The following is a 22,034-nucleotide window of genomic DNA, read 5'->3' as shown; positions in this document are numbered from 1 at the left end:
ATAGTTGTCACTCAGACTAGAGTCAATTCATGCGAGAAATCATTCTTATATCCTTTTTAGGACCGGACCAACCAAACCAGTTTACCCGATTAATGCAAGTACTATCCGTACATTCATTGCAAATACTGGATGTAGGTCAGGCTGTTATTCATAATCAACTGACATTGGGCATTGTGGTCGCCTCTGAAAATGAAACCGCGACCGCGTTGGCAATGAAAGAGATTTTGATTTTAGCACATGATATTGGCTTAACAGTGCGCTTTAAACCTATCTCGGGCGCAGAATACGATCAATGGGTCAGCGAAGGTGGACGAACTCGTTATATCGTCACGGCTTTAGCACCGGAACTCACTGCTGCACATTTACAAGCCGTTACACAAATTGTGTCTAGCCAAGGCTTTAACATCGAAACTGTAACTCGTTTATCAGGTCGTGTAGACCTTGAAAAAGATAGCACATTGCCTCGCCGTGCTTGTGTACAGTTTGGTTTAAGCAGTGGTCCGACTTTAGATGCTCAAGCTATGCGTGCAGCTTGTTTGCTTCTTTCAAGCGAATTAAATATTGATGTAGCTGTTCAGGAAGATAACGCTTATCGACGTAACCGCCGTTTAGTCTGCTTCGATATGGATTCAACTTTAATTGAACAAGAAGTGATTGATGAATTGGCGCTTGAAGCAGGGGTGGGTGAGCAAGTTGCTGAAATTACTGAAAGAGCGATGCAAGGTGAGTTGGACTTTCAGCAAAGTTTCCGTGCGCGGGTTGCTTTACTCAAAGGTCTTGATGCATCAGTTTTACCTAAAATTGCCGAGCGATTGACAATCACCGAAGGTGCCGAGCGCCTCATTTCGACTTTAAAAGCCCTTGGATATAAAACGGCAATTTTATCTGGTGGCTTCCAATATTTTGCTGAATATTTACAAGCTAAATTAGGCATTGATGAAGTTCACGCTAACGTTTTAGATGTACAAGATGGCGTTGTGACTGGTGAAGTAAAAGGTGTAATTGTTGATGGTGCCCGTAAAGCGGAGTTGCTGCGTGAGCTGGCGAACAAACTCGGTATTTCACTAGAGCAAGCGATGGCTGTTGGCGATGGCGCAAATGATTTACCGATGCTTGCGATTGCAGGACTTGGCGTAGCATATCGTGCTAAACCACTGGTGCGTCAAAATGCAAATCAGGCGATTTCAAGCGTTGGTTTGGATGGAGTACTGTATTTACTCGGTATGCATGACAAAGATTTAAGCCGTGCTTAAATAATAGTGAACAATCATTAAGCGCTGCTCAAGAGTAGCGCTTTTTTTATGCAGAATAGTCATAAAAACAAGCAAGTTATGACAAAATTATGCACAGAAAAAAGGCAATAAAAAAAACTGAAAAAAACTTATTTTGAGGCAAAAAAACAGCATAGTTTTTTGTAATGACACGCCAGAATTGATGCCATATAGGAAGTAGAACTTTTTTAAATTTACAAAAATGTAATGACAAAAGAATGTTGCGACAAAGTATGTCGCATCGACAAATAACAGGTCTTTTTTTCTAAAAAAAAACATCCATAATGCTTTCTAAGCTTCAACACAAATCATGAATTAAAGTTGTTTTTGGAATGAGGTCTGGTGTTCAGACCGAATGTTTTTAGACGTTTTCATTAAGACGGAGGTTTCTATGGTAACAGCGAATTTTGCCGCTATCGCCGGACTCAGCTTAATTGCTGTCGCGCTTGTTGCTGTGTTCTTTTCTCCTTACCGTCGTTGGCTTGGTTTTATGCTTGCAGGGATGTTTTTTTGGGGGCTATTGGAAGTGGTCCGTTTTGGAGTTCAAGTCACTTTTGAAATGCCAGTCACATATAGTTATTTAACTGCACTAAGTCTAGCGATGGTAATGGTTACATTTGTTTTATTACGTGAGGATAAACAGGCACAGAAGGCTTTGGCAAATCGCCAATATATAGAACACACGCCAGTATATGAAGATGATCAGCAGCAATGTTCTAGCCGATAATTCAATTGTTATCTAACGGTAAAAAGGTATGCACAGCATGCCTTTTTTATTTACGAAAACATGATTTTTATTATACAAAGCATTTATTAAAAAATAGCCAGTTATGCTACGATAGACTAGTCTGTTGACGTTTCATATATAGATTGCGTTGCCAATTAGAATATCATCAGTCGATGCACGAAACAGGCAATGGTGAGTCCTTGCTGAGTTTTGCCCCAAGGTTTTCATAAAAATACAATAGGCGTGAATGTTCATGAAACTTTCTTCTATACCTGTAGTCAAGTTACCACTTGTTGATGTCAGTACAGACCCGTTAGATTTATTGGTAGCAGGTTTGGCGCTGCGTATGAAACAGTTGGCACGTACAAGTCCTAAGTTTATTGAGCTAGTGCATGACCGTGCATTCCGCATTCAAATTGGTACTGATTTAGGTGTGGCACGCCAAATTATTATTAATCATGGTCACATCGATACAGTTGCTGGATCACCTGAAAAAGCTGACTTTATTTTGCAGTTTGCAGATAGCGAACAAGGCGTAAAAACTTTACTCAAAGGTGACCCAACAGCATTTATGACGGGTATGCAAGACGGTAGCATTAAAATGGAAGGTGATTTCAGTTTGCTCGTTTGGTTTAACCAAGCAGCTAAATTGATTCCACCAAAATTACCAAAACCAGTAAAAGATAAAGTACGTCAAGCACGTGCCTTTATTAAAGAAAAAACTGGTCGTTAAGATCTAACAAAAAACTCCCGATCGGGAGTTTTTTTATATCTATGCTTCAACTTCTAAATTGAAAGTGACCGGTCCATCATTAATCAAATGAACTTTCATGTCCGCAGCAAAAATACCTGTTTGAACATTTTCAAACTGTGAACGAGTATATTCTACTAACTGTTCATATAGTGCTTTTGCGTCGCTAGGCGGCATAGCCGGACCAAAGTCAGGACGTAGTCCTTTTTGCGTTTGAGCCATTAAAGTGAACTGTGAAACCAGCAGGACTCCGCCATTTGCCTGAGATACATTCCAGCCCATTTTGCCTTGCTCATCATCAAAAATACGATATTTCAAAATTTTGTCGATGAGCTTTTGTCCTTTCTCTAAAGTATCTTCTTTTCCTAAACCTAAAAAAACCAATAAACCTTTCTTAATTTCACCTGTTGTTTGACCATCGACCTCAACTTTGGCTTCGAGGACTCTTTGAATTAATGCACGCATAGAGGGATTTAAAACTAAGTATTCAGTAATTTCAGTAGTCTAGCAGAATTCATGTACTTATAGAGACAGTGAGCTACGAGTTTATAAGCTTTGATCTTACTTTTCGATTGGTTTAATTAAAATAATCTTTTTTATCTATTGTTAAAAACTTTGTATAGTGACCCTGCAGGAAAGGCATTTATACTTTTGGATTTAACATTATGTTTAAACGAACATTTTTATTTACAATAATTGCGGCAACGCTAAGCACAGTGTATGCAGCACCTTTAACAAAAGATAATGGCGCACCTGTAGGTGATAATCAGAATTCAACAACAGCCGGTGCTAATGGTGCAACGCTGTTACAAGATGTACAACTTATTCAAAAACTACAACGTTTCGGACGTGAACGCATCCCTGAGCGTGTCGTGCATGCTCGAGGTACAGGTGTATATGGCGAGTTTGTGTCTACTAAAGATTTGTCGGATTTAACGCTGGCTTCTTTGTTCAAAGCAGGAACGAAAACACCTGTATTTGTGCGATTTTCAACGGTAATTCATCCGAAAGGTTCACCAGAAACTGCACGAGATCCACATGGTTTTGCTGTGAAGTTTTATACCCAGCAAGGTAATTGGGATTTAGTAGGTAATAATTTGCCTGTTTTCTTTATTCGTGATGCGATTAAGTTTCCAGACTTTGTACATGCAATGAAACCTGATCCTGTCACTAATGTTCAAGATCCAAACCGCATTTTTGATTTCTTACAAAGCCAACCATGGTCGATTAATATGTTGACCTATGTTTATTCGAATTTGGGTACGCCTGAGAGTTATCGGACTTTAGATGGCTTTGGTGTACATGCATTTAAGCTCTATAACGACAAAGGTGAGTATAAATACGTTAAATTTAACTGGCGTTCTCAACAAGGCGTAAAAGGCCTGAATTTAGAACAAGTTCGGGAAGTGCAAGGCCGTGATTGGAGTCATTTAACCAATGATATGTATAAGAACATCTATGCTGGAAATTACCCGAAATGGGATTTGTACATTCAGGTACTTGATCCAAAAGATCTCGACAAATTTGATTTTAATCCGTTAGACGCAACTAAAATCTGGCCGAATGAGCTGGTTCCTGAATTTAAAGTCGGTACATTGACCTTAAATCGTATGCCGAAAAACTTTTTCCAAGAAACTGAGCAATCTGCCTTTGCGCCTGGAAATTTAATTCCTGGTATTGAGCCATCTGAGGATCGTTTATTGCAGGGTCGTGTTTTCTCTTATTCTGATACGCAATTGTATCGTTTAGGTGCTAATTATCAGCAAATTCCTGTCAATCGTCCACGAGTTGCAGTCAACAACAATAATCAAGAAGGCTTTATGAATATGGGTCAAACTGAATCCCATGTGAATTATGAGCCAAGTCAGATCGAGCCAAAACCAGCGACCGAAAAAGCCAGAGCTGTTCAAACACCACTAGAAGGTACGGTGATGCAACATGCAATTCAGAAACAACAACCATATAAACAAGCTGGTGATTTATATCGTAGCTATTCAGCACTAGAGAAAAAAGACTTAATCCGTAATCTAGCTGCAGACTTAGGGCAAGTGAAGAATGTTGAAACTAAAACGGTCATGCTGTCCTATTTCTATAAAGCAGATGCAGATTATGGTACTCGTCTTGCCAAAGCAGTAGGTGTAGATCTGAAAATGGTGCAAGCCAAAGCAGCCCAACTAAAAGATGAATAATATCTTTTAATCTATGTGGTAACAGGTGCTTGAATGTTACCTCCAGAAAGTCCTGTAACCTCAATCGCCTTTCCTGCACCTAGGGCGAGTGTTACAGGCACTTCTTATTGAGATTTTGAGGGTATTGTTATGATCTATTTTCGCTCGGTATTTCTTGCAACTTGTCTGTTGTGTAGCAGTATAGGAGCTTCGGTTTATGCAGCAATGCCATCTTCACAGGACAATGGTTCAGCAGAAGTCATTGAACTGTTTTTTTCAGCAGCTAAAGTCGGCAATGTTGAAGTTTTACAAGAATTTTTAAGTCATGGTTTTCCGATTGATGTTCAAGATCATTCGGGTTATACCGCGTTAATGATGGCAAGTTATTATGGGCAGAAAGATGCAGTAAAAGTGTTACTAGAACAAGGTGCCAACCGTTGTCTTAGAGATAAACGTGGACATACTGCATTAATGGGGGCCATCGTAAAAGCAGAATGGGGTATTGCTAAACAATTGCGTCAAGTCGACTGTGATGCCAATGCCGCTAAAACAGGACTGTTGACTGCAGAACAGTTTGCTATTCAATTTGGACAACAGCAACGCTTAAAAGACATCCAACCGTCAACAGAAAAATAGTAACTGTTTTAGGTAGGTATTTGAATTTAAATAGATACAATGCTTTCAGCTTTATGAAACATAATCAATTGCAATAGATAGAGCCATTTCCTAGAAAAAGTGTGCTTTAATGCTAAGAAGCAAGCGAATAATCATTGACTATGTCTCCAATTATCCATTCTTTACTTGATACAGACTTGTACAAATTTACGATGCTACAAGTGGTTCTGCATAAATTCCCACAAACACATAGCGTCTATCATTTTCGTTGCAGAAATTTAGAAGATACGGTCTATCCATTAGTGGATATTTTGGACGACTTAAACGAGCAACTCGACCATTTATGTAATCTCAAATATAAAGAAGACGAACTACAATATTTAAGAAAATTACGATTTATTAAAAGCGACTTTGTCGATTATTTAGAATTATTTCAACTCAAACGCCGTTTTATTCATGCGAGTATAGATGAAGAAGGTCGATTAGACATCCGTATTGAAGGGCCAATGGTTCAGGCCATGATGTTTGAGATTTTTGTTTTAGCCATTGTAAATGAATTATATTTTAGCCGGATTAAAACAGATGAAGTCTGGGCTGAAGGCGAGCGTCGTTTACAAGCAAAACTTGAATTAATTCAGCAATACGAAAAATCTCAACAACCGAATGATCCACCATTTTTAGTTTCTGATTTTGGTACCCGCCGCCGTTATAGTTTTGAATGGCAAAAACATGTAGTTGCTGCATTTCATAACACTGTGCCAAATGTGTTCCGTGGTACAAGTAACGTCTTGCTTGCCAAAGAGTTAAATATTACGCCAATTGGAACCATGGCCCACGAATTCTTACAAGCTTTTCAGGCACTTGATGTTCGCTTACGTGACTTTCAAAAAGCTGCTTTAGAAACGTGGGTTCAAGAATATCGCGGAGACTTAGGAATTGCTTTAACTGACGTTGTTGGTATGGACGCTTTCCTCAGAGATTTTGACTTGTATTTTGCCAAACTATTTGATGGCTTACGTCATGACAGTGGTGATCCGTACGAGTGGGGTGATAAAGCGTATGCACACTATCGTAAATTAAAAATTGATACCAAAACCAAAATGTTGACCTTTAGTGATGGCCTTAATTTGCCAAAGGCTTGGGAACTACATCAATATTTCAAAGACCGTTTTCAGGTGAGTTTCGGTATTGGTACTAATTTGACCAATGACATGGGCCAAACACCGCTCAATATTGTATTGAAACTGGTTGAGTGTAATGGCCAGTCTGTTGCTAAAATTTCGGACAGCCCTGGCAAAACCATGACTGATAACGATACATTCTTGGCCTATTTGCGTCAGGTTTTCCAAATCGAAGAGCTGGATGAAGCAATTTAATTACAATAGAGCTTAAGCGCTTGGCTGCCACTTAAGACTTGAGAATTTTAATATCTGATTTTCTGCTAAACACTAGCAGAAAATCAGAGTTTGATAGATATAAGCTTATGCTAAGATGAAATTAAGCTGGTATAAAAAGTAACCATGACGATGACACTCCCTGATTTTAAACTCGATTTATTAATAGAAGCAGAAGAGTTAGTGCCTTATTTAGGCAATGAATATATCCGTATTGTTGATTTGAGCCGTGCATCAGTTTATGAGCAGCTCCATGTTCCGCATGCTATTCACTTACAACCTAAATGGTTAGTTGCTCAACACGAAGAAGCAACAGGTGTTTTACCAGATGAAGCGGGTTTACAAGCGCTTATTGAAAAATTGAATATTTCACCAAATCACCATGTGGTGGTCTATGATGATGAAGGTGGGGCATGGGCAGGGCGTTTAATCTGGAATCTCCATTGCTTAGGTTTTACCCGTACAAGTTTAATTAATGGCGGAATTCATGCATGGCTTGGGGCAGGTTTACCCACCACAGCCGAGGTTGAAGAACTTCCTCGAGTTGATAACTTAATTCAGATCGATTTATCACATGCTGCTCAGTTCCGAGTGAACTATGAAGAACTACGCAAACAAGTTGAGCAAGAAAGTGTGCAATTGTGGGATTGCCGGACGAGTGATGAATATAGTGGCGTCCGTTTAGCAGCGCGACGCGGTGGTCACATTCCAAATGCCCTCCATTTTGAATGGAGTACTGCACTTAATCGTCAAAATCATCTAAAATTGCATCCGCTTGAACGCACGCGGCAGCGTCTTGAACAACTTGGGTTCGATTTAAAGCAACCTGTAGTCGTATACTGCCAGTCACATCACCGTTCTGGTTTGGCTTATATTCTGGCTAGACTTTTAGGTTGGGAAGCAAAAGCCTATGATGGTGCGTGGAGTGAATGGGGCAATCGCCTCGATAGTCCTATCATTACTGGAGAATCGCCGTCTTGAGTTTTACATCTCGCTTAAAAAAAGAATTATTTATTAAGGCACAAAATCTTGTTCCTCAGCATCAGTTAAGTCGTGTAGTGGGCAAAGTTGCTGCAAGTGAAAATCCAATTTTAAAAGCTGCTGTTATTCATGCATTTAAAACCAAATATGGCATTGATTTATCAATTGCTGAACAAGGCAATGCACTGAAATATAAATCTTTTAATGATTTCTTTACCCGTGCATTGAAAGACGGCGTACGTTTAGTTGATGAAAATCCGGATAGTATTGTTTCACCAGCGGATGGCGCGATTTCTCAAATTGGTAAAATCACTGCGGGCGAAGTATTTCAAGCAAAAGGCCAAAGTTTCTCTGTAGAAAAGTTAATTGGCGATCCACAACTTGCTCAGCCTTTCCAAGAAGGTGAGTTTGCAACGGTTTATCTTTCTCCACGTGATTATCACCGTGTTCATATGCCATTTTCAGGCACATTAACTGAAACGTTATATGTACCGGGTGAGTTATTCTCAGTAAATCAGGTGACTGCTGAAAATGTACCGGGATTATTTGCCCGTAATGAGCGTATGGTATGTTTGTTTGATACTGAGCTTGGTCGTATGGCCGTTGTTTTGGTTGGTGCTATGATTGTGGCAGGTATTGAAACTGTGGCAACAGGTAAAGTAAAACCATCGGGTCGTATCGAATTACAGCATCATGAGTTGAAGTTAGAGAAAGGTGCTGAGCTTGGCCGTTTTTATTTAGGTTCTACTGCAATTATTTTATTTGAAAAAGATAAAATCGAGTGGGAAAAACGTTTTAAAGCCGAGTCCGTTGTTGTCATGGGCGAACGTATGGGCCATACAATTTAGTCTTCTATAGAGCGCGTATAAAAAAGCAAACCCTGAGTTTAATTATTCAGGGTTTATTTTTTGATTTAAATTATATAAAAGTAAAATATATAACTATGTTTTTATCTATATTATATGGAAATATAATTATTGTTAATTGATCTGAAATAGCACGTTATAGAAGCTAGTCTATAAATATGTTTCTGAAGAGAGCAAAAATATTAATATGATTGAAAATTAATAAATAAAAAGAGAAAGGAATATTTAAGTTAGACTTAAGTCGTAATTTTACTTTTATTTGAAGATAAGTAATTAAATACAAAAAATTTATTTAATTTTATAAATACGAGGCGCTTTTTAGATATTGCACAGCCTTTAGCCTTGGCACAATGCTTGCTAACTATTTAGGACCTTACTGTAATTTTCATATTTTTTTAGGTTCTGAAATCATGTTAAAAGTTAAATGTCTGACAGCTTCGATTTTATCTGTACTTTGTATTTCACTCACTCATGCCAATGATTTTAAAGTTTTAAATCAAATTTCAAAACAACCTACTCACCTTCAAACTGGGGAATATAAAGGGAATTATTATGTTCCATCTACTTTAAATACCATTACATGGGGTTATTTACCAAATCGAGATGTTAAACCCGTGCTTACTGTTCCGTCGGGTAGTGTCGTAACATTTGATACGGTTTCTCATGAAGGTTTGCTTGAAGACCAAGGGCGTAATGCTGAAAAGTTCTTTAAATCGAAGGGCGTAAATTCTAATCAAATATTAGAAGATGCAAAAATAATTACGCAATCAAATTTAAAGCATGATTTTCATAAAGATGGACCGCATATTGTGACAGGCCCTGTTGCAATTGAAGGCGCACAGCCCGGTGATATTTTGAAAGTTGAGGTACTTAAAGTTGAGCCGCGTGTACCTTACGGTGTTATTTCAAATCGACATGGTAAAGGTGCTTTAGTAGGGGAATTTCCTAAAAAAGCAAAGCAAGAAAATGCATCGGCTGAGCATCCTGAACGCTATGGAAATGTCTCAATTTTCACACCAATTGAAAAAAATGCTAAAGGTGAGTACGAAGGTGTATTAAAAACAGAATCGGGTAAATCAATACGTTTTCCGCTGTATCCTTTTATGGGAATTATGGGAGTAGCAGCCAATACTTCTGAGCCTGTTCACTCTGTACCACCTGCAATGTATGGCGGAAATATTGATATTAATGAATTAGGTGCAGGTTCAACCGCTTATTATCCTGTTCAGGTTGAAGGTGCATTATTCTATACGGGTGATAGTCATTTCGCGCAAGGCGATGGAGAGGTGGCATTAACGGCACTAGAAGCTTCAGCCCGCGCCACGTTGAAATTTACCTTACTCAAAGCGGGTAAGGACAAAATACCGGGGAAAGAATTAAAACAACCTTTAGCTGAAAATGCTGAGTTTTGGATTACACCAGGACTTGATGAAGATCTAGATGAAGCGATGAAGAAATCTACACGTGAAGCCATTCGTTTCTTAAACCAAGAATACGGGATTGATGAGGCGACAGCATATGCGTATTTAAGTGCCGCAACTGATTTTGAAGTTTCACAAGTTGTAGATAAAACCAAAGGTATTCATGCAAAAATCAGAAAAGCTGATTTTAAAGAGTTTGAGAGTAAATAATAAAAAAGGGAGCCAAGCTCCCTTTTTTATTTAGTCCAACCATATTTTTTGAAAATAGTATTACCTTGCTGAGACGATAAAAACTCTACAAAACGTTTTGCTTCAGCGTCTTTTAAACTATGTTTAGTCAAGGCTACGCCTGTGTCGCGATAGACAACTAGCTCTGGTTCGATAGGTATAATTTGTCCAACGTCTGGGTTACTGATTCCCCAAATATTAAAGACTAACCAAGCATCATAGCTGCTATTTTCTTCCCAGTTTTTCTTGGCAATACCTGTGTTGGCTGCATAGGTGACAATATTCTTTCGAAAAGCTTTTGTTAATTGAATATTTCCGGTTCTGCCAGCGATATCTTCCCACATACCGACTTGACCTGCCCCATGTGTAACTAAAACTTTAATGCCAGATTTAGCGAGGCCTTTAAATCCTTTAATATTTTTAGGGTTTCCTTTTCTCACTAAAATCGTTGCGGGACGTAAATATAAAGGTTCTACCGAGTCTTTTATAATTTGCTCAGAAAAGGTATTTTCGAAATCAGACATCATGGCTTCTGAACCGCTATATATAACATCAGCATCTAGTTTCGCCTTTTCAGACCATTGAGCAGTAGGACCAGAAGTCACATGGACTGCTATACCTGTCTTATTAGTGAATTGTTTGGCAGCTTCTTTCATAGCGGGTGCTGGGCCACCCGGACCATATACATGTACGTCTGCAAAGCTATGGATGGATAGAGAACCGAGAATAAGAAAAATCAGGTAGGGTATAAATTTTTGTTTTGACATTTTAATCGCTATAGTAATTAAGAAAATATCAGCATATATTTTTTATCATTGAAATTGGATTAATTTTTGCAACGATATTTATAATACATTTCTTTAAAATATATTTTAATTAGATTTTAAGTGACTATATAAATGTAAATTATTTTGAGTTGAATATAAATATAGATAATTTTATGGTAATTTATATTTTATAAATTAATTATTTAAATAGATGTAATGTAAATAATAGAGGAGTAATCCCTTGATTAGAAAAAGTAATTCTTTATTAAAAATTTTATTTAGCAGTATTTGTTTGATATCTGGTTCTGCTATGGGTACTCCAATTACAGATTTGAGTAAGCAAATTGTGAGCGAAAAACCGGGTTCAATATTGTCTATAGCACAGCAAGATGTAACGAGCTTATTTCCTCATGCCGATCAGCATTTGTTGATCAATTATCGTAGTCGAGGTGTGAATAACGAGCCTATCGTTGCCTCAGCGTTTATTTTATTACCGAAAGGAACACCACCAAAAAATGGCTGGCCCGTACTAGCTTGGGCGCATGGTACAACAGGAGTAGCCGATACTTGTGCACCTTCGGGTGATTATGCCGGTGGACCAGTTCATTCATATCAGGAAGTTGCTTCAAAAGCGTTAGATGGTTGGCTTGCACGAGGCTATGCAGTAGTCGCACCTGATTATCAAGGTCTGGGCACTTTAGGCGCACATCCCTATATGAATGCAAAGAGCCAATTGCATACAGTAGTAGATGCAGTGCGGGCGTTACATATGCTTAAGCCAAAAGATTTTAATAAACAGTGGTTGGTGATGGGGCATAGCCAAGGCGGTGCTGCTGCTATTACCGTGGCGGCTTATGGTCAAAAAGATGCTCCCGAACTCGATTTAAAAGGGGCAATTGCTCTTGCGCCAGGTGGCTATCAATATGAAGGCATTGCAGAATATGTGTTGAGTCATCCAAACCCAGAACCAAGTGTGGCAGCATTTTTCCCGATTGTATTATTGGGAGCGCAAGCAGCAGAGCCAAGTATTATTCCTGAAAATTTAGTCAGTCCAGAAATGGGCAATGTGCTAACTCAAGCACGTAGCCGTTGCCTATCTGAACTTCAATCTGATTTGAAGAAATCTCCTTCTAACATATTTCGACCTAATACAGATTTAAAACCTCTTTTGACTTATCTTAAAGAACAGTCAATTGAAAACATGGTACCGACTGTACCGTTAATGATTGTTCAAGGTACTAAAGATCATTTAGTCGACCCTAGAGGAACATACGCTTATTACCAACAGCTATGTAAATTAAAAAAACCAACCATTTATCAAACAATTGATGGTGGAGATCATCGCGATGCACTACGTCAGAGTCATACTTTTGCCACTCACTTTTTAAATGTCATAGAGAAAAAACAGGCGAAATCTTATTGTTCAAATTTTAAATAAATAGGTTTAAATGCTACAAAAAAGCCGACTTTTCATAAGTCGGCTTTTTATATTTGAAAAAAGATGATTTTAAGTCATGTTATAGAGTCTTTCTTTTGGAAAAACTGCGGTAAAGGTTGATCCTTCATTTTCTTTAGATTGCACGTCTAAATAGGCGCCGTGTTGCATGAGTACGTGTTTTACAATCGCCAAGCCTAAACCTGTTCCACCGGTTTGACGACTACGGTCGCTGTCCACGCGGTAGAAGCGTTCAGTCAGACGCGGTAAATGTTTAGGGTTAATGCCGATACCGGTATCTTGTACGCTAAAGTAAGCATGCTCACCGTCATCGTGCCAACCAATGGTAATGGTTCCGCCTTTTGGTGTGTACTTAATGGCATTAGTAATTAAATTACTAAATGCGCTGGCAATTTCCATGTCAGAACCGATGAGGTCACAGTGGCTATCAATATGTAAATTGAGTGTATGCCCATAATCGGCATTGTAGGCCTGAGCATCATCAAATAATTGATTCATTAAGCTCGGCATTTCAATAATCTGATTTTTTGCGATTTTCTTATTATTTTCTAAATTTGATAACAGTAGTAAATCATTAACCAACGCATTCATACGTTTGGTTTGAGATTGCATCTGGTCAAATGCACGTTTCCAGCGCGGGTTAATATCTTCTTGGTCGGTAAATGTTTCGATATAACCACTCAGGACGGTTAATGGTGTGCGCAGTTCATGTGAAATATTATCGACGAAGTCTTTACGCATTTGCTCAAGATTATGCATACGAGTCACATCGTATGCCACAAGTAAGCGACTTTCCCCACCAAATCGTGTGAGCTTAACCTGTACATAACGGTCATCATCAAGATTTGAATGGAGTTTAATCCCATCGGGTGCCTGATCAATATTGTTAAAATATTCAATAAAAGTTGGCTGGCGCAAAATGGTTAATAAGTTGCGACCACGGTCAAGTGGACTAATTCCTAGTAAACGCTCTGCGGCTGGGTTCCACCATTCAATTTGATGTTGATCATCAATCAAGACTACCGCTTCGGCGAGTGCAACTAATGAAGATTGAGCGCGGTCAATAAGTCCTACCATTTCCGCTTGAACGATACGTTCTTGGCGCTGGGCACGGTAAACGTTAAATAATAATGCCCCCCAAATTCCGTTGAGGTTCGGAGGGACATCGTATGGATTATTGGCAATCCAGTCATTGACCAAATATAAAGAACGCAACTGAAGTGTAAAAAACACCACAAAGGCAATAAAAATACAGCTCCAGAAATACCCAATTCCTAAACCGACTAAACCTGCAATAATCAGGAAAAATAATAAAAGTCGTAAATCTTGTTTAGCAAACGTCCATAAACTACTGTAGCGGGAAAGCTTTTGTTCACGTACCTGTTCGGGGACGGGGTAGGGTTCATACATAAATTTTGGTTAACCTGCGGCTAAATCTGCACGTGTTGAGAAACGATAACCTGTACCACGTACAGTCTGAACAAATCGGTCTACACCAAAAGGTTCTAAGACTTTACGCAAACGACGGATATGCACATCGATGGTACGATCTTCGATGTATACATTACCGCCCCACACCTGATCGAGCAACTGGGCACGTGTATAGGCACGTTCCGGATGGGTCATAAAAAATGCAAGCAGACGGTATTCTGTTGGTCCCATATCTAAAATACTGTTACCAAAGCTTACGCGTTGGCTTACAGGATCAAGAATTAAACCATTGGCATCAATTGTTTTTTCACCGCTTAATGCATTTGCGCGGCGTAGAACAGCTTTAATACGAGAAACCAGTTCACGGGTTGAAAATGGTTTGGTCATATAGTCATCTGCACCAGCATCCAGACCTTGTACTTTGTGGTCTTCTTCACCGCGAGCGGTCAACATAATGACAGGAATTTCTGCTAAGTTTTCATCTCGTTTTAAACGGCGACATAAGTCGACCCCACTTACGCCCCCGGGTAACATCCAATCGAGCAAGATAAGCGCCGGACGTTGGTCGACGATAATTTGATGAGCCTGTTTGGCATCTTCTGCCTGTAAACACTGAAAGCCTGCCATGTCCAAAGAGGTATGGATCATTTCGCGGATAGGAAGCTCATCATCGACAATTAAAATATAGTCATCTTTCACAGCGTAATACCTTGTAGATTTTAACGGTGAACCGTTTTGTAGTTATGACAGGCTTATTACAAAGATTAATTATGACAATTTCATTGCAGAAAAGTCTATAAAAACGAATTTAGCAATAATTTGTGACAAAAATACGGCAAGCGCATGACCAAATGATGACAGGTAGGTATAAATTTTCTTAAAACCATTCAGTGTGTTACAAGCTTATCTCAAACGAGGTTTTTAAAATAAAAACAGTGTCAAAAAACTTTAATATTATTTTGAAACTTTCGCGAGCAAAGCTAAAAAAACGATACGGCAGGCCGCTAAAACTTGCTCTAGAGACTGCTTAAACCCGCCCATCACCCATCGAACGGCAATTTGTGTCACGTATCCATTTAAACCAGTAGCGATTAATGAGAGTTCATTTTCGTTATGCTGGATTTGCGGCATGGTTAGCATCACAAAAGCTTGAATCATACGATCAAACTGGGCGAGAGTTTCCTGAATGGTGGCCTGATTATGTAATTCTTGGACCAAAATTGCATCGACATATACAATACGAGCCAAACGAGGGTCGTCTTTTAAAGTACTCAGTAGAGCACGTAAACCAGCATCGACCATTTGCTCAGGGTCTGGAGCCGCTTTAATGACGGCTTGCATCAAGTTTTGCTGTAATTCTTCAATCATTTTTAAAAAGATAGTCTGGAATAAATCTTCACTCTTTTTAAATGATTCATAAAAATAACGTTCGGTGAGTTTTGCTTCTTGGCAGACATCTTTTACCGTCACGGAAAAAAAGCCAAGGGTTCCATAAGTTGCAATACCGGCTTCAATGAGTTTTTCGCGGCGTGCCTCTTTGCGCTCAGACAGAGATAACCCTTTGAACTGACGTTCTTTACTCACAGTTTTTGTTTTCTTTTTACTGGTTGAGTCGTTTGTCGCCATAAATAAATGGTTTCCTAATTTATCGGTTTTTCGGCAAATATGAGCCCTATGATAAAGCCGTCAGCAGAATTGTGCCAATCTATCTGAAATTACAGTGTACTATATTGACAATGTATATTGTCAAAATTATATTGAAAGAGTCTAAATTGCACATGCAATGAACCAGTTGTGCAAATCGAAAAACAAAGGATGGACAATGAAAAATTTTAAAAACAAAGTCGCTGCAATTACGGGTGCGGGTTCTGGCATTGGGCAACAATTAGCAATTCTTCTGGCAAAGCAGGGCTGCCATCTTTCATTAAGTGACATTAATGAAAAGGGCTTAGAGAAAACTGTTGAGCTATTAAAACCGTACAGTAACATTACTGTAACAACCAAGAAGTTAGATGTTTCTGACCGTGAGGCTGTAAGGCAGTGGGCACAGGAAACTGTTCAAGATCATGGCTGTGTTAACCTGATTTTTAACAATGCTGGTGTAGCTTTAGGCTCAACTGTAGAAGGCGCGACTTACGAAGATTTAGAGTGGATTGTGGGAATTAACTTCTGGGGCGTGGTTTATGGTACTAAAGAATTCTTACCGTTCATTAAGCAAACACAAGATGGCCATATTATTAACGTTTCCAGTTTATTTGGTTTAACAGCTCAGCCAACTCAGTCTGGCTATAATGCGACTAAATTTGCGGTACGTGGTTTTACTGAGTCATTGCGTCAAGAGTTAGATATTGAAAAATGCGGCGTAAGTTCGCTATGCGTACATCCGGGCGGTATTCGTACTAATATCGCTAAAGCTGCAAAAATGAGTGATAGCTTGAGTAGTTTGGGTATGGACCCAACTAAATCGATTCAAAACTTTGATAAGTTATTGCGTACCCCACCAGAGGAAGCAGCTCGTCAAATTTTAGATGCAGTTTTGAAAAATAAACGCCGTTTACTCATTGGTAGCGATGCAAAAATTCTGGATGCATTCCAGCGTTTATTCCCAACGGGATATCAACGTGCTTCAACCATTGTAACCAAATGGATGAAATAAGGTTTAAAAGAAAAAAGCCATCAATTGATGGCTTTTTTATAAGGTTTAATGCATTCTAAATAAGAACTTTGATCTTCTTTTTCTTCCAGATAAATTGATAATACAAGCCTTGAATAATACATAAACTGACAAATGCCAAGGCATAGGCGACCCAAATGCCTTTAAGTCCCCACATCGAACTAAACCAGTAAGCACATGGCATTTCAATAAATAAAATGGCAGAGATGTTAATCAGCATCGGTACGGTTACAGTCCCACTGGCACGCATAATTGATGCAAAAATGGCACCTGCACCAAAGAATAAAATTGCCCAAAGTACAATAAATAAAAGCTGTTGCCCTAACACCACCACAGTTGGATCTGTGATGAATAAAGCCATCAAATATTTTGAAAATAGATAGCCGAGTGCAATTAACGCACCTGTAAACAAAAAGTTCATACCTAAAGCGGTGCGTGTAACACGTGCGAGTAGGTCCGACTTACCAGCACCAATCGCTTGCGCTGCAAAGATTGAGGCCGCGATGGAGATCGAAATCGCTGGAAATTGAATATAGTTGAGTACCTGATTCACAGCACCATACGCAGCTGTGGCATGAGCTCCGAAACGGTTCACTAAACCCACAATGACTAAACCGGCCATTGAAGTGGTAATCATTTGAATACCGGTTGGAACACCTAGGTGTAAAATGATTTTACTTAATTCCGAATTATGACGAATATGTTGCAAAAGCTGACGGTTCGGCCGAAGTGGATGCTTTTTCTTGTTTAGATAAATCGCAAGAAAAATGAGAATAGCTACATAGCCAGTAATGGTCGCAATTGCCGGAGCAATAATTCCTAGAGCGGGTAAACCAAAATAACCTTTAAGCAATATCGGGGTAATGACCAAACCAATCACACTGGTTAAAGCCAGTGCAAGTAAAGGAGTAGTACTGTCTCCTACACCGCGTAAAATTGAGGTATAGATAATATAAACAAAGAGAAGAGGACTACCTGCCAACATCCATCGCACATAAGGCAAAGAGAGGTGCATCACCTTCGGATCCGTACCTAAAAGTTCTAAAATATCATGGGCAAAAAACACACCAATGATTGCGGTAATGATACCGCCAATGATGGTCATAAACAGGGTAGAACCGACCACACTTTGAACTTTTTCAATATTCTGCGCGCCCCATGCCTGCCCTACTAAAACAGTAGTACCCGTTGAAATGCCGATAATAAACGCAAGCAGTAAAAACAAAATGGGGAAAAAAACCGAGACGGCAGCAATCGCATCGACCCCCATCATTTGTCCAACAAAGATGGTGTTAATGGTACCGGACAGGTTTTGCAAGATATTGGTTGCAATCAGGGGCAATAAGAAAACAAAAAATGTTTTCCAAAGATTTTGCTGATGAATTAAAGACTGTCTTGGTGGCATGTATTCTCCATCGCCCATCTCTCTGATGAGCGGGTCGGATATTCAACTTAGCATAGTTGTAGGGAACTTCTTGTAGTATTTTTACTATGCTAAGTGACTAAATTTATTAACATTGATTCAGAATTTCTCCTGCTTTTTGCAGTGTTTCATCATTTTTTGCAAAGCAGAAACGAATTAGGCGTAAAGACTCTGGGGCTTGTTGGTAAAACACCGAAACAGGAATAGCCACAATCTTATGTTGCTCGGCAAGAAACTGGCACATTTCCACATCGTTTAAGTTAGGTCTAATCTGGCTGTAATCAAGGTTTTGGAAATAAGTTCCTTGCGATGGTTTAAGCAAAAAACGGCTATTGTGAATCGCCTGATTAAATCGGTCTCGTTTAGTCTGATAAAACTGTGAAAGTTCCTGAATATGTTCTGGGTGTTGCTGCATATATTGCGCAAGCGCAATCTGACAAGGTGTTGTGCCACAGAAATTAACATATTGATAAATCTGGCGGAACAAACGCATTAAATCAGTTGAAGCAACGCAGTAACCGGTTTTCCAACCTGTGACATGAAAGGTTTTTCCAAAAGAACCAATCACAAAACTACGTTCTCTAAGCTCAGGGAAATGCAACGCGCTAAAGTGTTGCTGACCATCAAAAACTAAGTGTTCGTAGACTTCATCAGATAAAACTACAATATTTTTATCCTGAATTAATTCAATGAGTTCTAACCAGTCTTGTTTGGACCAGATTGTACCTGTTGGATTGTGGGGAGTATTTACCACAATCATACGGGTTTTATCGTTAATTCGATCTTTAACTTGTTGCCAGTTCACCTTAAAGTCAGGTGCTTGCAAGGCAATATGTACCGCTTTACCACCTGCTAACTCGACAGAAGGTCCATAGCTGTCATAACTCGGGTCAAAAATAATGACTTCATCACCTGTGTTGATGCAGGCTTGTATGGCACAGAAAATTGCTATAGTTGCACCGGGCGTAATCGTGATTTGAGTTACAGGATCAAGTTGAAGCTGGTCACGCTGTTGAAATTGTAAAGCGAGCTGTTCACGCAGTGCGAGAATGCCATCACCAGGTGGATACTGATTGTGTCCAGCCAAAGTTGCCTGAGATAGGGCTTCGAGCAAAGCAGGGGGTGCAGGAAAATCCGGGAAACCCTGTGAAAGGTTAAGTGCACCCAAGCGCTGTGCCATTGCCGTCATCGTACTAAAAATAGTCACCCCTTGTGCGGGCAATTTGGACTGAAGCTGTAGCATATTGTTCTCTTAAGGAAATTATTAACGTTATAAAATTGATTCAATCGCTGCTCGTATTACACCTAGAGTTAAGCCGATAAATGCACCTACCACAACGCCATTCACACGAATCATGTGTAAGTCCCCACCGACTTCATTTTCAATTTTTCCAATCATTTCACGTGAGTCCCACTCATGAATGCGCTCACTCACATAGCGTATGATTTTATGGCTATATTGGTCCGTAAAGTTCATGGCAAGTCCTGTCATTTCTTTGTTGAGAACTTCACGTACTTTTACATTTTGGACAAGGTTTTCACCCAACTGCTGAATGGCAGCTCTGAGGTTCATTGCAATACCAGAGTCTTCTTTCATTAAATCTTCTTTAATGGCATCACATAAAATAGTGACAGCGCCACTAATGAAATTTAAGACTTGAGGACTATCTAGCAACGCATCTTTGCCACTATTTAGACGTTGGCTGGCAATACTCTCAGGGTTTGCCAACTCCAGCATGAGCGAGTGGGCAATAGTTTCAATTTCCTGTCGCCATGGGTGTTCATGGTCAGCCAGCATTGATTCTACTTTTTCAACCAGTGAATCAATGGTGCGCTGCTGAACATCAATACCGATCCAGCTTGCACCTTTTGCAAGAGACCAGACACCCAGCGCTTTAAACATTTTTCTTGTCAATTCGCGAGTTTTATCCGGATTTTGTACCACCCACTCATGCGCGATATCGAGACCACGTTGCAGTACATCTTGGTGGAAGTCATTTTCCAATACTGCACGCAGCATTTCACTCGCAAGTTTATTGACTTGAGTGTTACGCACCCATTGCACACTGTTGTTTTGCACGAAATTGGCAATTTGTTCTTGGCTCACAAATTCAAAAACTTTAGGTACAGTTTGCTGAATGAGTTGTACCACTTGAGTATTGTTTTGTGGACTGGCAAGCCATTGGCCAATGGCAAGACTTAAATCGGTTTTTTCTAGGCTTCGTTCGACCACCTGAGGCGACAGGAAGTTTTCCTGCACAAATCGACCCATTGATTCGGCAATACGTGCCTTATTACGTGGAATAATTTCGGTATGATCACGCAAAAACTTAGGGATGGGAAGCTTACCAAATGGGTTTCGAAACAGAACGGTAATCGCATACCAATCTGCTAGTCCACCCACTACACCAGCTTCGGCACCTAGCATTAAAATATGAATTAAGTCTGTATACTCTGGCAGAAAGCGATTGGCGATCAATAACCCAATCCACAGCACCACCACAATAATAAGTGCCATCGTAGCGAAATATTTGCTGCGCTTCAGATTGGGTGCATGGTGTACTTCTTCTGCCATATTCATACGGTCATCCTATTCATTTTTGTTTTACTGGCGGCTCAGGTGGCGGCAACAATTCTCCTGTCGGGCTTAAACCATATTTTTGTCCGATAGATTTGAGAATTAACGTTGCATCAAAGGCATCTTGAGGAGCCTGCTTTTGATCCCGATAACATTCAATAGTATACGACACTTGAACAGGGTCGATATTGACCACTTGCGGGAAATCATAGAACGGATCATGCCAGAAACCCGGATAGCGGCGGTAGTAACCATACGGGTAAAAGCTTGGTGCAGATGGGTAAACTACAGCTTGACGCGGTGGCTTTTGGCTTTGATTACTTGGGTCGTTCAGCACTTTAAAAAAGCGGAAACCTTTTTGTACTGTAGTCTGTGCTGATTTCACCAAAGTAATTTCTTCGGCTGCTCCATAGCTCATGTTTGGATCAGCCTGAAAGCTGATTCGAAACGTTTGAGCATTTAACGGATAGGCCGAAAACTGGCCAAGCTGATCGAAAGTTTTTGGTTTGCTGGGTACAGTTGAACAAGCACTTAAAGTTATGGCAGTGCCTAAAGCTAAACAAAGAGAGAGATATTTCATGGTGAACTCCCAGCTGAGCATAAAAGAATGGATGCCTCAGCATTAAAAATAGAGAAGTCTTAAAAACTACTGTTCGGTTCTAATAAAAATTCGGTTTCCTCTGGTGTTGAGACACGTCCAAGGATGGCATTGCGATGAGGATAACGTCCAAAGCGATCTATAATCACTTTATGTTTTTTCTCAAAGCTTAAATTAATTTCATTGCCGAGGCGTTGAAATAATTTTAAAGCAAACTCATGAATTAGCTTCGATTCACTATGCATAAATGGCATGTACAAAAACGAGCGCTGTTCTGGGTTAAGTTGTGCATCGAGTTGCAAGCTAATTGCTTCTTGTGACAAGGCTAAAGCAAGGCCGTCATAAGCAAAAGATTCGGGTTGATCACGATAAATGTTGCGAGAAAACTGATCTAGCACAATAATCTCTGCAAGACGACCTTCTGGTGTTTTCCGCCAAGACCAAAGTTCTGCTCGAGTTGCCTGCCGATGAACGTCTGCAAATTGATCACGAATTTTTGCGTCAAAATCCTCACTTTTTGCAAACCAGAGTGAACGGTGTTCAGGTGAAAACCAGAAGTTTAAAATGTCTTGATCGTTCATGATATTGACAACTCTTTAGCAATTATTCTTCAATAAAATCACAATTCTTTCGTGTCTTAAATAACAAGATTGTGATAAAAATTGCCAAACTGAAATGATGTGAT

21 protein-coding genes are annotated in these 22,034 nt (G+C 39.6%); 11 read left to right on the top strand and 10 right to left on the bottom strand.

Features of this window, described 5'->3' with window-relative positions; translation table 11 throughout:
* The first annotated feature begins 29 nt into the window (after nt 1–29).
* The 3 genes from serB (at nt 30) to EG365_RS07570 (ending at nt 2,731) form a co-directional block, all read left to right on the top strand.
* On the top strand, nt 30–1,253 hold the full coding sequence (serB, locus tag EG365_RS07585; protein WP_001206799.1) for a phosphoserine phosphatase SerB: 1,224 nt from the start codon (nt 30–32) through the stop codon (nt 1,251–1,253).
* 409 nt (nt 1,254–1,662) lie between these two features.
* Nucleotides 1,663–1,998, top strand: a complete 336-nt coding sequence (aciT, locus tag EG365_RS07575) for a ciprofloxacin tolerance protein AciT (RefSeq protein WP_000255593.1) — start codon at nt 1,663–1,665, stop codon at nt 1,996–1,998.
* 253 nt (nt 1,999–2,251) lie between these two features.
* Entirely contained in the window at nt 2,252–2,731 is a 480-nt protein-coding gene (locus tag EG365_RS07570; RefSeq protein ID WP_000778126.1) for a hypothetical protein, read from the top strand.
* Nucleotides 2,732–2,770: 39 nt separating this feature from the next.
* Here EG365_RS07570 and dtd read toward each other — a convergent pair whose 3' ends face one another.
* Nucleotides 2,771–3,214, bottom strand: a complete 444-nt coding sequence (gene dtd / locus EG365_RS07565; protein WP_001202018.1) for a D-aminoacyl-tRNA deacylase — start codon at nt 3,212–3,214, stop codon at nt 2,771–2,773.
* Between the two features lie 200 nt (nt 3,215–3,414).
* Here dtd and EG365_RS07560 point away from each other — a divergent pair, with 200 nt between their 5' ends.
* From EG365_RS07560 to EG365_RS07535, 6 genes are all read left to right on the top strand, one after another.
* Nucleotides 3,415–4,938, top strand: coding sequence for a catalase (locus EG365_RS07560; RefSeq protein ID WP_000476845.1), 1,524 nt, complete (start codon nt 3,415–3,417; stop codon nt 4,936–4,938).
* Nucleotides 4,939–5,067: 129 nt separating this feature from the next.
* Nucleotides 5,068–5,553, top strand: coding sequence for an ankyrin repeat domain-containing protein (locus EG365_RS07555; protein WP_000639068.1), 486 nt, complete (start codon nt 5,068–5,070; stop codon nt 5,551–5,553).
* A gap of 140 nt (nt 5,554–5,693) precedes the next feature.
* A complete protein-coding gene (gene pncB, locus EG365_RS07550) occupies nt 5,694–6,908 on the top strand; it encodes a nicotinate phosphoribosyltransferase (RefSeq protein ID WP_000074561.1) in 1,215 nt (404 codons plus the stop codon).
* 150 nt (nt 6,909–7,058) lie between these two features.
* Entirely contained in the window at nt 7,059–7,907 is an 849-nt protein-coding gene (locus EG365_RS07545) for a sulfurtransferase (protein WP_000174475.1), read from the top strand.
* A complete protein-coding gene (asd, locus tag EG365_RS07540; RefSeq protein WP_000011218.1) occupies nt 7,904–8,755 on the top strand; it encodes an archaetidylserine decarboxylase in 852 nt (283 codons plus the stop codon). The genes EG365_RS07545 and asd overlap by 4 nt, the downstream gene beginning before the upstream one ends.
* A 428-nt stretch (nt 8,756–9,183) precedes the next feature.
* On the top strand, nt 9,184–10,404 hold the full coding sequence (locus tag EG365_RS07535) for an acetamidase/formamidase family protein (RefSeq protein WP_002057470.1): 1,221 nt from the start codon (nt 9,184–9,186) through the stop codon (nt 10,402–10,404).
* 26 nt (nt 10,405–10,430) lie between these two features.
* Here the strand turns inward: EG365_RS07535 and EG365_RS07530 are convergent, their stop codons facing one another.
* Complete coding sequence (locus tag EG365_RS07530; protein ID WP_000043211.1) at nt 10,431–11,189, bottom strand: AcfC family putative adhesin; 759 nt, start codon at nt 11,187–11,189, stop codon at nt 10,431–10,433.
* Between the two features lie 241 nt (nt 11,190–11,430).
* On the opposite strand from EG365_RS07530, the gene EG365_RS07525 reads away from it, so the two are divergent.
* Entirely contained in the window at nt 11,431–12,627 is a 1,197-nt protein-coding gene (locus EG365_RS07525) for an alpha/beta fold hydrolase (RefSeq protein WP_000619893.1), read from the top strand.
* Nucleotides 12,628–12,696: 69 nt separating this feature from the next.
* On the opposite strand, the gene phoR is transcribed toward EG365_RS07525, so the two are convergent.
* The 3 genes from phoR to EG365_RS07510 form a co-directional block, all read right to left on the bottom strand.
* A complete protein-coding gene (gene phoR / locus EG365_RS07520; RefSeq protein ID WP_000273191.1) occupies nt 12,697–14,055 on the bottom strand; it encodes a phosphate regulon sensor histidine kinase PhoR in 1,359 nt (452 codons plus the stop codon).
* A gap of 9 nt (nt 14,056–14,064) precedes the next feature.
* On the bottom strand, nt 14,065–14,775 hold the full coding sequence (phoB, locus tag EG365_RS07515) for a phosphate regulon transcriptional regulator PhoB (RefSeq protein WP_000650776.1): 711 nt from the start codon (nt 14,773–14,775) through the stop codon (nt 14,065–14,067).
* Between the two features lie 255 nt (nt 14,776–15,030).
* Entirely contained in the window at nt 15,031–15,702 is a 672-nt protein-coding gene (locus tag EG365_RS07510; protein ID WP_000224581.1) for a TetR/AcrR family transcriptional regulator, read from the bottom strand.
* A 196-nt stretch (nt 15,703–15,898) separates the two neighbouring features.
* On the opposite strand from EG365_RS07510, the gene EG365_RS07505 reads away from it, so the two are divergent.
* Nucleotides 15,899–16,732 (top strand): SDR family NAD(P)-dependent oxidoreductase, encoded by an 834-nt coding sequence (locus EG365_RS07505; protein ID WP_000787758.1) that lies wholly within the window; start codon nt 15,899–15,901, stop codon nt 16,730–16,732.
* 55 nt (nt 16,733–16,787) lie between these two features.
* On the opposite strand, the gene EG365_RS07500 is transcribed toward EG365_RS07505, so the two are convergent.
* From EG365_RS07500 to EG365_RS07480, 5 genes are all read right to left on the bottom strand, one after another.
* Nucleotides 16,788–18,155, bottom strand: coding sequence for an MATE family efflux transporter (locus EG365_RS07500; protein WP_001135117.1), 1,368 nt, complete (start codon nt 18,153–18,155; stop codon nt 16,788–16,790).
* 106 nt (nt 18,156–18,261) lie between these two features.
* Nucleotides 18,262–19,416, bottom strand: a complete 1,155-nt coding sequence (locus EG365_RS07495; protein ID WP_000939867.1) for a pyridoxal phosphate-dependent aminotransferase — start codon at nt 19,414–19,416, stop codon at nt 18,262–18,264.
* Nucleotides 19,417–19,443: 27 nt separating this feature from the next.
* Entirely contained in the window at nt 19,444–20,754 is a 1,311-nt protein-coding gene (locus EG365_RS07490; RefSeq protein ID WP_001055481.1) for a DUF445 domain-containing protein, read from the bottom strand.
* Between the two features lie 13 nt (nt 20,755–20,767).
* Complete coding sequence (locus tag EG365_RS07485) at nt 20,768–21,331, bottom strand: CC0125/CC1285 family lipoprotein (protein WP_000876371.1); 564 nt, start codon at nt 21,329–21,331, stop codon at nt 20,768–20,770.
* A gap of 59 nt (nt 21,332–21,390) precedes the next feature.
* Entirely contained in the window at nt 21,391–21,930 is a 540-nt protein-coding gene (locus EG365_RS07480) for a DUF924 family protein (RefSeq protein ID WP_000999587.1), read from the bottom strand.
* Nucleotides 21,931–22,034 lie beyond the last annotated feature (104 nt).

The organism is Acinetobacter sp. FDAARGOS_494, from assembly GCF_003812225.1.
In the GTDB taxonomy this organism is placed as follows: Bacteria; Pseudomonadota; Gammaproteobacteria; order Pseudomonadales; family Moraxellaceae; genus Acinetobacter; species Acinetobacter baumannii.
This window is presented reverse-complemented; position numbering and strand designations above follow the sequence as displayed.

What these genes read in the sequence shown, in the direction of transcription:
- EG365_RS07530 (WP_000043211.1), bottom strand. Translation starts at nt 11,189, where the DNA reads ATGTCAAAACAAAAATTTATACCCTACCTGATTTTTCTTATTCTCGGT.
- EG365_RS07510 (WP_000224581.1), bottom strand. Translation starts at nt 15,702, where the DNA reads ATGGCGACAAACGACTCAACCAGTAAAAAGAAAACAAAAACTGTGAGT.
- dtd (WP_001202018.1), bottom strand. Translation starts at nt 3,214, where the DNA reads ATGCGTGCATTAATTCAAAGAGTCCTCGAAGCCAAAGTTGAGGTCGAT.
- EG365_RS07490 (WP_001055481.1), bottom strand. Translation starts at nt 20,754, where the DNA reads ATGAATATGGCAGAAGAAGTACACCATGCACCCAATCTGAAGCGCAGC.
- EG365_RS07480 (WP_000999587.1), bottom strand. Translation starts at nt 21,930, where the DNA reads ATGAACGATCAAGACATTTTAAACTTCTGGTTTTCACCTGAACACCGT.
- serB (WP_001206799.1), top strand. Translation starts at nt 30, where the DNA reads ATGCGAGAAATCATTCTTATATCCTTTTTAGGACCGGACCAACCAAAC.
- EG365_RS07535 (WP_002057470.1), top strand. Translation starts at nt 9,184, where the DNA reads ATGTTAAAAGTTAAATGTCTGACAGCTTCGATTTTATCTGTACTTTGT.
- EG365_RS07495 (WP_000939867.1), bottom strand. Translation starts at nt 19,416, where the DNA reads ATGCTACAGCTTCAGTCCAAATTGCCCGCACAAGGGGTGACTATTTTT.
- EG365_RS07505 (WP_000787758.1), top strand. Translation starts at nt 15,899, where the DNA reads ATGAAAAATTTTAAAAACAAAGTCGCTGCAATTACGGGTGCGGGTTCT.
- aciT (WP_000255593.1), top strand. Translation starts at nt 1,663, where the DNA reads ATGGTAACAGCGAATTTTGCCGCTATCGCCGGACTCAGCTTAATTGCT.
- pncB (WP_000074561.1), top strand. Translation starts at nt 5,694, where the DNA reads ATGTCTCCAATTATCCATTCTTTACTTGATACAGACTTGTACAAATTT.
- EG365_RS07485 (WP_000876371.1), bottom strand. Translation starts at nt 21,331, where the DNA reads ATGAAATATCTCTCTCTTTGTTTAGCTTTAGGCACTGCCATAACTTTA.
- phoR (WP_000273191.1), bottom strand. Translation starts at nt 14,055, where the DNA reads ATGTATGAACCCTACCCCGTCCCCGAACAGGTACGTGAACAAAAGCTT.
- EG365_RS07555 (WP_000639068.1), top strand. Translation starts at nt 5,068, where the DNA reads ATGATCTATTTTCGCTCGGTATTTCTTGCAACTTGTCTGTTGTGTAGC.
- EG365_RS07560 (WP_000476845.1), top strand. Translation starts at nt 3,415, where the DNA reads ATGTTTAAACGAACATTTTTATTTACAATAATTGCGGCAACGCTAAGC.
- EG365_RS07570 (WP_000778126.1), top strand. Translation starts at nt 2,252, where the DNA reads ATGAAACTTTCTTCTATACCTGTAGTCAAGTTACCACTTGTTGATGTC.
- EG365_RS07500 (WP_001135117.1), bottom strand. Translation starts at nt 18,155, where the DNA reads ATGCCACCAAGACAGTCTTTAATTCATCAGCAAAATCTTTGGAAAACA.
- EG365_RS07545 (WP_000174475.1), top strand. Translation starts at nt 7,059, where the DNA reads ATGACACTCCCTGATTTTAAACTCGATTTATTAATAGAAGCAGAAGAG.